General features: G+C 57.1%; 7 protein-coding genes. 1 reads left to right on the forward strand and 6 read right to left on the reverse strand.

Going from position 1 to position 12,042, the window contains the following annotated elements; translation table 11 throughout:
* Window positions 1–77: 77 nt before the first annotated feature.
* Window positions 78–1,568: an ATP-binding protein gene (locus IPM39_27360; GenBank protein ID MBK8989734.1), complete on the reverse strand. Its 1,491-nt coding sequence runs from the start codon at window positions 1,566–1,568 to the stop codon at window positions 78–80.
* A gap of 810 nt (window positions 1,569–2,378) precedes the next feature.
* Here IPM39_27360 and IPM39_27365 point away from each other — a divergent pair.
* Window positions 2,379–3,155, forward strand: a complete 777-nt coding sequence (locus IPM39_27365) for a hypothetical protein (GenBank protein ID MBK8989735.1) — start codon at window positions 2,379–2,381, stop codon at window positions 3,153–3,155.
* 253 nt (window positions 3,156–3,408) lie between these two features.
* On the opposite strand, the gene IPM39_27370 is transcribed toward IPM39_27365, so the two are convergent.
* The 5 genes from IPM39_27370 to IPM39_27390 all read right to left on the reverse strand — a co-directional run bounded on the left by IPM39_27370 (window position 3,409) and on the right by IPM39_27390 (window position 12,035).
* Window positions 3,409–4,761, reverse strand: coding sequence for a hypothetical protein (locus IPM39_27370; GenBank protein ID MBK8989736.1), 1,353 nt, complete (start codon window positions 4,759–4,761; stop codon window positions 3,409–3,411).
* Between the two features lie 980 nt (window positions 4,762–5,741).
* Window positions 5,742–6,071, reverse strand: coding sequence for a response regulator transcription factor (locus tag IPM39_27375; protein ID MBK8989737.1), 330 nt, complete (start codon window positions 6,069–6,071; stop codon window positions 5,742–5,744).
* 60 nt (window positions 6,072–6,131) lie between these two features.
* Entirely contained in the window at window positions 6,132–8,567 is a 2,436-nt protein-coding gene (locus IPM39_27380) for a hypothetical protein (protein MBK8989738.1), read from the reverse strand.
* Between the two features lie 393 nt (window positions 8,568–8,960).
* Complete coding sequence (locus IPM39_27385) at window positions 8,961–9,635, reverse strand: response regulator transcription factor (protein MBK8989739.1); 675 nt, start codon at window positions 9,633–9,635, stop codon at window positions 8,961–8,963.
* A 675-nt stretch (window positions 9,636–10,310) separates the two neighbouring features.
* Window positions 10,311–12,035, reverse strand: coding sequence for a hypothetical protein (locus tag IPM39_27390; GenBank protein MBK8989740.1), 1,725 nt, complete (start codon window positions 12,033–12,035; stop codon window positions 10,311–10,313).
* Between the last annotated feature and the right edge of the window lie 7 nt (window positions 12,036–12,042).

Below are 12,042 nucleotides of genomic sequence, written 5' to 3' on the forward strand. Positions count from 1 at the left end.
CAAAATGTGGCGGCTGGTGACAGCAATGTTTGTTTTAAGCCTACCAGGATCGGTCGCGTTCACCTGACCAGGTGTTTTTACGCCTCATGCGCCCAACCGTACAAATCACCATCCACCTGCGCTAAATCCAGCAGCTTCAGGCCGATGGGGCGCCAATTGGCCGTCGCCGACGCTGCCCATTCGCCACCGTCAGCGGCAAAGGCGCGCGCCGCCTCGCTCCAGCCCAGCCGCGAAAACCCCAGGTATAACACCCGCCACTGACCCGCTGCCGGGACAAACTGTCCGGTCTTGCTGATCAGGTTCGTCAATACCTCCCGCCCCGCCGCTTTGCTTTGCCATTTGCATTCTCCCAGCACCAGTATCTTTTCCATCGTGTTCACCCCCACCACGTCCACCTGCGCCTGGCTCGTCCATGCGCTGCCCACCTGGTCCACCAACGCCGCCCCTAAAGCCCCGCGCGCGCTGGCCCGCAGCGTCCACTCGCGACACAACTCTTCCCACGTATGGGTGGCGATGAAATCCAGGAGATGCCGCTTGATCTCCGCCAACGCCAGATCCCCCTCCCCCAACGCCAACTGCGCCTGCCGCGTCGCCAGAAACCGGTAATAGAAGCGCAGATAGGGGTCCACGATGTGATACCGGCCGAGCCGGGAGCTTTCACCGGCCGTCACCGGCACGCGCCGTTCGATAAAACCGGCGTCACGCAGGACGCTGAGATACTTGGAGACGTGGCCTTGCGCCAACCCTGTGCGCGCGCCAATCTCTTTTTGCGTGCGGTCGCCGCGGGCAATCGCCCGCAGAATACTGACGTAATTGTGCGGCTCCTGGATGAAATCTTGCAGCAGCAGGCGCGGCTCGGCCTGCATCAAGTTATCGGGGGTCAACAATTGCTGCCGTATGTTCTCCGAGATGCTCTGTTCCGGGTTGATCCGCTCCCAATAGGCCGGGATGCCGCCCAACATGGCGTAAATCGCTACCCGCTCATCGGCCTGGTAGGCGGGGAAGAAATCCTGGGTATAGCCAAAGGGGATGGGTTGCAAGTGCAGCTGCCGGGTGGCACGGCCGTATAACGGCGCTTGATAGGACAGCATATGGCGCTGCATCATGCCCAGGTGGGAGCCGCATAAGGTCAGGAATAGGTTGCTCTGCTTGAGAACATGGTCCCACATGTTTTGCAGCACGCCGGCGGCCGCGGGGTCAATTTCCAACACATAGGTGAACTCATCCACAAACAGCGCCAGTCGTTCGGTTTGGGCCAGATTGGCTACTTGCTGCCATGCCTGCTGCCAGGTGGTGTAGGTAAAATCCGGCGGCGCCGGGGCCTGGGGATTGGCGAAGTTGTAGATGGTCTGGGAGAAGGAGCGTAGTTGGTCCAGACTGGAGGATGGCTCAGCCACCCAATAGAGCGCCCGCTGCTGTCTTTGCTGCACCCATTGGGTGATCAGGCGGGTTTTGCCCACACGGCGACGGCCGTAGAGAATGAGCAGGGTGGCGTCCGGCGCGGCCCACAGAGCGTCGAGCAGGTGGAGTTCGCGCAAGCGACCTTTGAAGGTTTTGAACAAAGACATATCTATACGCCTATATTAGTATACTTGTAGCGTATATTACCTTGATTTAAGGGAAAGTACAAGCAGCCGGGTTCTGTATTCGCAGGCGACGGCAGGGAGGGCAACAGTACCGCTCCTCCCAAAAACCTCGCACCAGATTCTAACGCACTGCCTGCCCCGGAAACCTGACCACATGCTTTTCATGTGGCCATGCTTTTCCTGTGGCCTTGCATCGCTTTATTGCTCCGAAACCTGGAAGGGTCCGATGCTTCAAGGGCAAAAGCGAGCAGCATGTGCCTGTTGCATCGCCGATTTTCGACCTGGTTTAATTTCGCCAACAGCAGCATGAAAGGGGAACTTTGTAACGGTCGTTGGTACCAACGGCCGTACCGCCAAATCAGGTCGCAGGTTCCCGCTAAAACAAAACCGCCCCGTCGAAACGGAGCGGTTTTGTTTTGTCTTCAGACCAGGAGGGCGGCCTGAAGACCGTAGGGCGGGCAATACGTATACGAGAAAGGAGGGTGTATTTACCCTGAGTCCAGCGGAGCGTTCCAGTCGCGTTTCTCTCGTGCCAGTTTTTGGGGGGGAGGAATTTCTCTCTCGTATATAACCCCACTGAACCTGCCCATAGTATACAAAACTTTGCGCCAGATTTCATCCACCGTATCGCCAATTAGTCGGCCAATTTGCCGTCAAGGGCTGTTTACCTCTGTCTGAGGTCGCCTGCGGGCCAATCAGTCAGCCAACCTGCTGGTTGCGCCAGTGTCTGGTGGTACGTCACGGTTGTATCCTATCCAGATGTTTGCCCTGAGCGCATAATGGGGGAAAATTATGTCTATGCCCATCACTTATGAAGAGATTTCCACGGCCGCCAACGACATCGCCGCCCAACTCCAGGAGACCCATCCCCCGGCCATCCTGCAAATCCGGCGCATTGTAGAGCAGATCGGCGTCGAAGCAGCTTACGAATTCCTGCAGAAGGCGCTGGAAGTAGAAGCCAGAGGAGGGATGCTCACGTACGACGAGAAGCAACGCCGCACGCCTGGCGGAACCTTCTTCTACATCGTGCGCGGACAGGTAACACCGGAGATCCGGCGTATTCTCTGGCCCTGGAACCGCAAGAAGAGGAACGTTAAATCTGAGTCGAAGCCAGAGCCGCCAACGGATCGTCCTGAACGTAAACCAACTGCCCGACCCGTGCGCAAGGCGATATCCCAGCCGCCCATCTTGCCCTGGGATGAGCGAGAAACGCTTGTTTCGCCAGCGCTGACTGAAAAAGGAACTGCATCTACAGTGAAAATCACCCTCGTTGGTCGCCCTGGTAAAGTTATTGAACGACCCGATGCTGTCATTCTGACGATGACTGCGCCCAAGCCCCCTGCCCTACCCAAAGGTTTGCCGATATTGCCGGAAACGGCAGTGACCGTCTATCTGGTCTATGTTGCCCGCAAACAGTGGGACAAGGTGGCAGCGGCTATCCAGAACCCGGAAGATAAGCTGGTTATCGAGGGCTACCCTTTCCTGGACGCCAAACTGAATGTCATCGGCGTGCTAACGCAGAATGTCAACACGGTCATGCTGCAACGCGCTGCCCGTATCAGGGAATAGTCAACCCCTGCCCTGTCCCGTCCCCGGCCATACCGCCTGCTCCTTTATTGGGTTTCCTCCGCCGCTGCCAGCTGCCTGCCGCAGTATTCCCCCTTGTAGGTTCCCTCCCCTCCCTCCCGCTGCGCCGCACCCGACGGCTTCGCATAACCACCAAGCACCTCGCCCCCCAGATATAGGGACAAAAAGCGAAGACTGAGAATTTATCCCTATAATGAGCGCAGCTTTTTTCCGCCTAAATAAACAAAAAAGTGTTTCAACTTCCCTGTACCGGTCGCCAGAGGATGAAACGGCCGTTTTTCGTCTTGTGCTGCCGCCAATAACGCACGTCGCCCACCCGTGGTCCGCGCGCTTGCCCGGCGGAACGGCCGTTGGGGTAATATCGCTTCTCTGGCTGTTGCACCTCTCCCTCCGTCTCAATGTTCCCCGGCATCCCTTTCATAACCAGGTCTTCGAGTTGGCGGTTGATGCGCTTCTGCCGGCCCTTAGGCCGCTGCTGGTGCTGTCCCCCATAACTGTTGGGTAGCTGCCAGGCCAGATAGCTCTTACCTTGCTTGCCTTGTTCGCCGCGATAATCTCTTAACTCAAACAATGCCTGCCCTTGATGCCAGGCCCGTTCCTCCTTGTTCATCTCACTGGCCGTTTCGCCTATGGCGAAGTTGGCCTGCGGACGCAACCTCAGCCGCGCTTCATAGGCCCGTTGACTCGACCGCCCTACTCCACTAAGGCCGGCCAATGTGTCGCGAGCGATGGGCACCGCCTGTCCTTCAGGTGATCTCCCCTTTGTCGCGCCGCTTCCTGCTCGCACGCGGCCGCTATGGAAGGCCGCGTACAGATGGGCGCGGAAGGCGCCAATGCCTTCCAGCAAAGCGTTTACCGGCAAGGCCACCGGTCGGCCACTCAAGCGTGCGACGCCCAACACATGGGCGACTCGCGCCGTCGAATGCAGCCAGATGTGTGTTTTATCCCGTGTCCAAAACAGCCCCTCCCCATCTCGCAGCAGATTGCGCATTTGCCGTTTGCCACAGAGATATAGCTCTGAGTTTCTGTTGGTGAGTTGTTGTCGGATAATGTCTACGCGAAATACACCCCGGCCTTCAGGGTCGAGATGATGCAGCATAAGCCAGAGCCGTCCCGGCGCGCTCATCTCATGGCGCAGCATAGCCAGGCCGATGTCCGGATATAGTTTGACAGATGGGCAACACGGAAGTCTTTCCGGCGGTAGGCCACCAGACGCGGCCTGGGGAGCGAAACGCGCACCAGGCGACACATCGTCCCCGGCTGGCGGTTGAGGCATCACGGGCATAACAGCCCGGCGGAGAACGGCCGCCAGAGGCTCGCTCCCCCACCCCAGATGAGCCGGCAGGCTGGCGATGATCTGAGGCAAAGCGGCCGTTTCCGGGCATGGAACGGCCGCGGAGAAACCGCGCTCCCCATCGGCCGGAGACGCAGCAGCCAGGCGCACCACAGGCTCAGGGTTCGCCTGTGGTCGGGCCAGAGCAGACTGCTCTGCGAGCGCGCAAGCTGCCGGGCGCTGCGCCTGAGTTTGTGTCCGCAGCTGATACAGCCGACGATTGGCCGCCAGCAGTTCTGGCGACGCCGCGGTCATACAGTCGTCCATGCGGCAGTCACGGGCCAACCGATGCGGTCAATGGTTGTACACGCATGTGACAACTATTGACACAGGGATCGGCCTGTGCTATTCTCCTAAATGAAATTGTCCGCATAGGAGATACAGACATATCTCCCCCCTCCCCAATGAAGGGGCTTCATAATCAGGTCAGGATGTTGACGCATCCAAAACCTTCAAAGTATGCGGTTAAGACAACAACTAAACTCTATGCAGAAGAAGCCAGTATTGCCGCACTGGCTTTTTTGCATTTTTGGCAGACCAGGCTGCCAACCAGTACCAACCAAAAGATGTAGATTTTGATTAGCACTGGTCCACAGCTAAGCCTCATCATTGAACCCCTGTCTTGTAAACGATATCCTCATGCCATACGCCTTTCTCTGGGCAGCTACCTGTCTGGGCAGACCGCCTGCCTTGGGCCTGCCTGTGCCTGAGCCAAGTTGTCTCCGGGCAAACCACCTTTGACTTTTTACTCCGTCTGTGCTAACTTAATAAGCGCAAGGGGCAAAAAGAACCCCTCCCTAATAAAAGGGTTTCGCACTGAAGGCGATGCCAACGCCCAATAGTCAGCGAAAGATGCAATTCAAAGACAGAAATCATTGAAGGCCAGGTAATGCCAATACCTGGCCTTCTTTATTTGTTAACTGGGCTGCCACACCCAGGAATAACCACATGAGCGCCATGCAAGCCAAAGCGGCCCACAGACATGTAGATGTTGAGTCCACTGACGATATAAGGAAATAAAGTGTGTAAGGTCTCGACCGCGAGGACCACCGCCATTCTCCTGTATACAATTGGCGGTGAAAGCTAGGGATACTTGACCGGTAATGGGAAATCGGTCATAATCAGCTTTACACCGTCAGCCCCATCGGTAACAACGCTCCGGCAAAAGCTCAGTTACCAGGGGCTTTTTTTTTGCTTGCTGCACAATTACAGCAAATGTTTTAAACCCTTCTGCATTATACATAATCACCCTGTTTAGGCAAAGTACCATCTTGCCCTGCCCACCCCAATTCTCTCTGTTTCGCCCTTGCCATGCCACCAGTATAAGTCGTCTGACGTTGCCCCGATACCTCGGTCTTTGACACCTGAACCGTTAGCTCATCCTGCACCACGACGACGCCAGTCTGGAGAAGCATAACCAAACATTCGCTGCGATTCTGCGCCCCGACAGCGCGATAAATCTCCTTCAAATATTTCTTTACCGCGTTTTCGCTCACATGCAGACGCTGCGCCAGGTCGCTGTTCGTAGCCGCGGGATTAGCAACCAGAACCTCTAACAGCTCCATTTGTCGCGGCGTTAGTTCGCACAACGGGTTATCGCATCGGTAGCAAAGCGCCAGGGGCATTTATTCGTACATACCTCCGAGCATGGCTTCATCTCCTGAAGCCCCGACGAATGTTTTACGCGAGGGATCGGGAGGAAGGGGGCAGCGCAGCAGCACGTGGGTCCCCCGAGGGGTGTTTTCCATTACCTGCAAGTCTCCACCCACAGAATGCGCCCGTTCGTGCATCCCCACAATCCCCATACAACGCCGCCGAATAAGATCGTTGACGGACAGACCCGCTGCGGCCGTGCCCCGGCCGTCATCCACCACTTCCAACAACAGCATTTCATCGTCCCATACCAGCGTGACAAATGCGGAGTTTGCTGCGGCGTGTTTGACAACGTTGTGCAGCGATTCGGTGATGATATGGCAGACAGGCATTATCAGGTCTACCGGTACAACGCTCGCGTCTCCCGTCACTTCGACCGTGACGGGCAGCCCATAATCTTGACGAAACTGACGTACGACAGAATTTACCGCCATCGGCAATTCCTGCTCCAGCACGGGCGGATATAAACCCAGACAAATACCGCGCAGCGTATCCCCTGTCAACAGCAGTTCGTCTATGCCCCGCCCCAAATCGGCCACAACTTGCTGCCTGTTCCAGTCACCGGGGGTAGTGCGAATCTTATCAAGCAGGTTGGTGATAAAAAACATGCGCTGCAAGGGATCGTCGTGAATCTCCTGGGCAATCCGCTTCCGCTCCTGTTCTCGGACCAGCATAATTCGGCGCCCCAACCAGCGCGTCGCTTCAAAGAGGTAAATATTTTCGCTGGCGACCGCGAGAATTCTGGCAACACGCGCCACAAACGTGACCTGCCCAAAATTGAAATAACCGTCTATATTGGGCCGCCCTAACGCCAACAGGCCCACCGCTTCTCCCCGAACCGTGATGGGGACTATCAACTCCGTCCAATCAAAAAGCGACAACAGTGGGTGGCTCTGGGGATGCAGCGCCGTTCGCACCAGCGGCGCCGTCAATGTAGGCAAAATCAACTGCGCCTGGGCAATCAGGTCCATCGTCGTTTCACCGACTATCGGCCGCAGGTCCCCCTGCTCGTCTTTTAAGATCATCATGACCCGGTTGCTGCCCAAGATGCGCGCCACAGAGGTGGCCACCTGCTCTATCGTCTCAAACTCCGGATGGTTGGACAGGTCCGTAGCAAATTCAACCAGGCGTTCTTGTTCGCCGGCAATACGGCCGTATAACAGCCGCTGCATACTCTGGCTCATCGGGCGATTGGCATACAGGGCAAAAAGCAGCGCAGGCACAAATACCACGGTCGACTGGATGACGCCACCCCCAGCGGTTTCTAACCCCAGCCAATGTCGCCCCAGGTAAAGCGTCAAGGCATACAGGCAACCGATACCCATCGTCAAAACCAACAGGTGCAGGGCGCGGCTAAAAAAGAGGTCTAGTCCCAAAAAACCTTTACGGTATATCACAAACAGATACCCGACGGGGATGAAAATCATCAGGGCGATGGCGACAGGAAAGGATAGCAGCGTGACGTCGGCCAATGCTTTGGGAACGATTGTCAACAACATAGTGGGAAAAACGCCTAACAAAAAGAAAAACAGCAAAATCCACAACTGCTGGCGCAGATAGGACGCCGGCGGTAGGCGCAGGACACGCCAGAACAAAATAACCACACAGGTTATCAGGCTCGCCGCCATCGCCAGAAAGCTGAGATCATAAAGGCTGATGCCTACGATTTCCTCAAAGCTGGTCGGCTGGGGAAACAGAACCAACACTTCGTAAGCAGCCAGAGCCGCCAGGAGCGAGGCCAGTAGCAGCAGCACGCCCAGCGTTTGGCGCGCGCGCCCACTGAGCTGGTCTACACGCGGCAAAAAGCCCAAATAGACCCAACCCACAGCCAGGAAATAAATCATGACGTGGCCGGTCACCCAGGCGCCCGGCGTGCCGGACAGCGAGGCTTGAATGCCGATCAGCACCGACGCCGACAGCAAGAAAATATACCCGGTATGCAACGCCTGCCGGTTTTCCCTTTGCACTAAAAACAGCATCAGGCTGCCAACCAACCAGCCAACCACCGCCAACAAAGAAGACGGCGCGAGAAACCAGACAAACCGTTCATCAAACGAGCCGGACACAGGCACAAGGAGAGAAAGCGTCTCACCGTCCCGTTGTACTAAAAATGTGTAGGCGTCCTGGTGCGGCAAGGGAAAAAAGGGGGACATGCGGCGTATCGCCTGGCCCTCAATGGCCACCACCACATCACCTACTTGCAGCGGTGACTCTGGGTGCGTGTGATGCGCATTATGAATGACCGAACGGGAATCTGTGTACCAGATCATCAGTGGGGCGCCGGGCGGGTTACCCCACCAGATGTAGATCAGGCAGTAGCCCACAAACAACAATGAAAGGGCGGCCGCAACCATACGCCCATGGTAGAGGCCGGTATTGATCTGTTTTGTCACGTCGGAACGCTTCATAACCATCCTGTCTGCGGGCTATTGCCTCGCGCGCTTTTCGGGCTGTCACCGGGGATGGATACCATTGGCCTGCCAGCCCTTGATTGCCTCTACGGGTCCTCGCGCATCTGTTTTCTCAAGATTCGCCCCATCATAACTGAAGAAAGACAAAAAAAACGGCACTAAGTGCCGTTTTTGACCGGCTTAAAGTACTGTCTTCGCCCGTCCTAAAGTACTGCGTTGTATCCGGCAGGGAATAAAAAATCTTTGCTTTTGCGCCCGACTTCTGGCAGCATCAGGGGATGAATCGGCATGTACCCGCCTGGCCAGGCAGGTCAGGCGGTTGGCGAGCAAGTCACGGACAGGTCGCGAGCAGGTCGTCGGTTGGCCCAGTATTCAATTGGCCGGTTCTCTCTACACGGGAGGAAACTGCTGCATCCGGGTGTAATAAGCCACCGCTTCAGCGGTGTTTTTGACCTCCAGCGTCCTGTACACATTCGTCAGGTGCCCTTTAAAAGCGCTCTCGGAAATGTGCAGCAGCGCCGCCAGTTCGGCATTCGGCTTATCCAGGTTTCGCATTTTGAGGAGCCATATTTCCTGCTGTCGCGCCGTCAACATGGCTACGCGGTCAGACCGGGGCGACTCAAACAGGATTTGCTGCACCGCCTTGGAGAAGAAGTTATGCCCGGCATGGACGGTTTTTATCGCTTCCGCCAACCGTAAAGATAAAATATCTCCCTTCAGCACATACCCCCTGGCGCCGCGTCGCATAATTTCCTGGACTTCTCCGGGGATGGCATATTGGGACAGGATAATGGCGCGCGTCTCTGGATACGCCTGGCTTAACCTGGCTATGGTATCCAGGAAGGGAAACGTGCCGCTGTCTCTGTCCCCGGCGTGCTGCGGCATACGCAAATCTAGCAGCACAATATCCGGGCGGTGCCGGGCCACCAGCGGCAGCACCTGCTCGCCGGCCATGCCCTCAGCGACGATCTTGATGTCGTCATGGTCGTCCAGGCGACTGCGAATAGCTTCGTGGATTAAAGCATGATCATCAACGACCAGGACGGTAATCGGCTTAACTTCCATAAACACCTCGCTCTTTGTGTAGTTTGAGTTGGGTTTCAACCGCCGTCAGGCAAAATACGACAGCGGTATAGACCGTATAAGGTGACAAATGAAGACGGCCGTGTCCCGCCGGGCAGCCCAAAAAGCCGATCGGAGATTGGGCGTTTAGGCGAACTACTTAAACAATGATGGGGGATCCACAGCGGGAATCGTGTCATTTATCTCGCTTACAAGGAATCAGCGACGAAACAACAGCGCTGTTTGGGGATGGGTAGACGAGCGGGTCAGGTAATCAACAAGCCGCCCGTATCAAGCGGTTGAACCCCGGCCGGTTTTGCCTGACGCCTGCGGTATCCAACGGGGGAAATTGTACAAACCTGCCGGTTCTTGTCAAATCTTGCACCTGGCTTTCTGGTCTGTCACGCCGCCACAGCCCCACCGCTGTGGCCCGTACTGGCAATTTGGGCTTAACAGCCAATTAGAAAGTATGGGCATTAACCGCTTGCGTGCACGCACCAACACTGGATTCTTTATTAAAGTCCAGGGATCGCTCCTTGCTTTATGGCACACGCAAGCGATCAAAAATTAGCAATTACGGTTACGCACGGTTTTCGCGTAAGGTGGTGGCAAATGAATAGGGCGCAGGCTGGATGGCCTGATCCAAGTTGTGGCATGAGTCGCCGGGGGCGAACACGCTCAAGAAGTGCGCTGCTGCTGTGGTAGGCGTTTTCTTACGTGGTAGGCCAGCGGCGCGCCGACCATTCCCAGGACGATCATGCTGGCCGAGCAGGGACCGGCGGCATTGACGGATGGTGTGGCCGGTCCCTTGGTGGGGGCGGCGTCGCTAACGGCCGTTTCCCCTCCCCCCGTCTCCTCTACCTCAGCCGTCGGCATGGTCGCCGCCGGCATGGCCGCGGCCGCCTCATCTACCCCCAGGCTGAGGTCATCCACCCAAATAACGCCGTTGCTCGTCGTGTCGGGGTGCGTGCTAAAACCAAAGGCCAGGCCGCTTACCCGATCAGCGTCGGTAAACGGCGCGCCGGCGTTCTCTTCCCAATCCACACGGTGGAAATCGGCCCAGCGCAGATGCACAGGAATCCAATTGTCCACACTGTCCGGCGGGGTTTCCAGAACATAGGCGTAAGTTTCGCGCGCCTCTTCCGGCCCGGCGTAAAGGTCTATGTTGACCAGAAGCCCGGCCGATGCCGCTTGCAGGCGAAAGCTGAGGCCGGCGGCGCTTTGCCACGCTGGCGCGGCGTCGAAGAAGTGGGCGCAGGTGGCCCAACTGTTGGCGGCCACGTCGAACTCAATCTGCATGACCTTGCCGCTGCCCGCCGGGTCGGCTGCCGGGGCGCAGGCGAAGCGGGTGAGAGTGGTTTCGTCCCAGAACGCTTCCCATCCCTGGTTTGTTTCAAAGTTATCCAGGAGTGTGGCGGGGAGAACGGCCGTTTCCACCACCTCCTCCTCTGTCACCGCCATCTCCGTTTCCGCTTCTACTTCTACGACCGGTTCCACCGTGGGCAGCGGTGATGCGGCCTCGCTTTGCCAACGATGGTAGAAGACGTTGAGCATGGGCACAAATTCGGCCGTCGCTTTGCGGCTGCCTTCCACCGAGGGATGATCATCGTCGGAGGGGTAATACAGCGTATCCTGGCTGCCCGCCGCATGTTCGATGGTCCCACTCACCACCTGATGATGCGCGTCAGGGTCGGTGAGGATGTTGTAGAAATCAAACACGGCTACGTTGTTGTACGGGTAGTCATTTTCGCGCAGCCAATCGTTGACCAGCCATTGGTTAAATGCTCGCGCATTTTCCGGAATGGATGGCGCCGACAGGGGCGGCGCGGTGATGACGACGAACAGCTTGTCCGGGCGCGTGGCGAAGTATTGCAAAATCTCGTTGTACACCCATTTGGCGTTGCCGACGGTGAAATCGTAGCCTGGCGTGGGCGCGTCATCGGGGCTGCCGTAGAGGTCGGAATTGGGGAAGCAAGATTTGAACAACACAATCTGGTTCTCGCCGCCAGGATCGGCAAAGGTGCGCGTGTAATTGGCGTGCTGCTCGCTTTCGCTCAACAGCGCCGCCATGTAACGCGGCGTCGCGGCGCTGCGAAACCATTCCGGCCAGTTGGGGATGTCGGTGCGGTCGCCGATGCTATCCGGCCCCCAGCCGTAGTTGGTGTCGCTGACGAAGTAGTTGTTTTGCGCCAGCGCCAGCCCCAGGTCGCCGTAGCCATCGGTGAGCCAGTTTTCGCCGGTGGAATGGTGGATGAAGACGAGTTTGACGGGTGATGCCGGCGGCGCGGGATTGTCGGCCAGAGGTTGTACGGCTTCCGTGATGAGCGCGCCTGTCTTATCTACTGTGCCGATGATTAGAAGCGCCACTACGGCTAATATCCCCAACAGAAGGTTGTTTCTCATAACTTCC

Origin of the sequence: Candidatus Leptovillus gracilis (assembly GCA_016716065.1) — a bacterium.
Lineage (GTDB): Bacteria > Chloroflexota > Anaerolineae > Promineifilales > Promineifilaceae > Leptovillus > Leptovillus gracilis.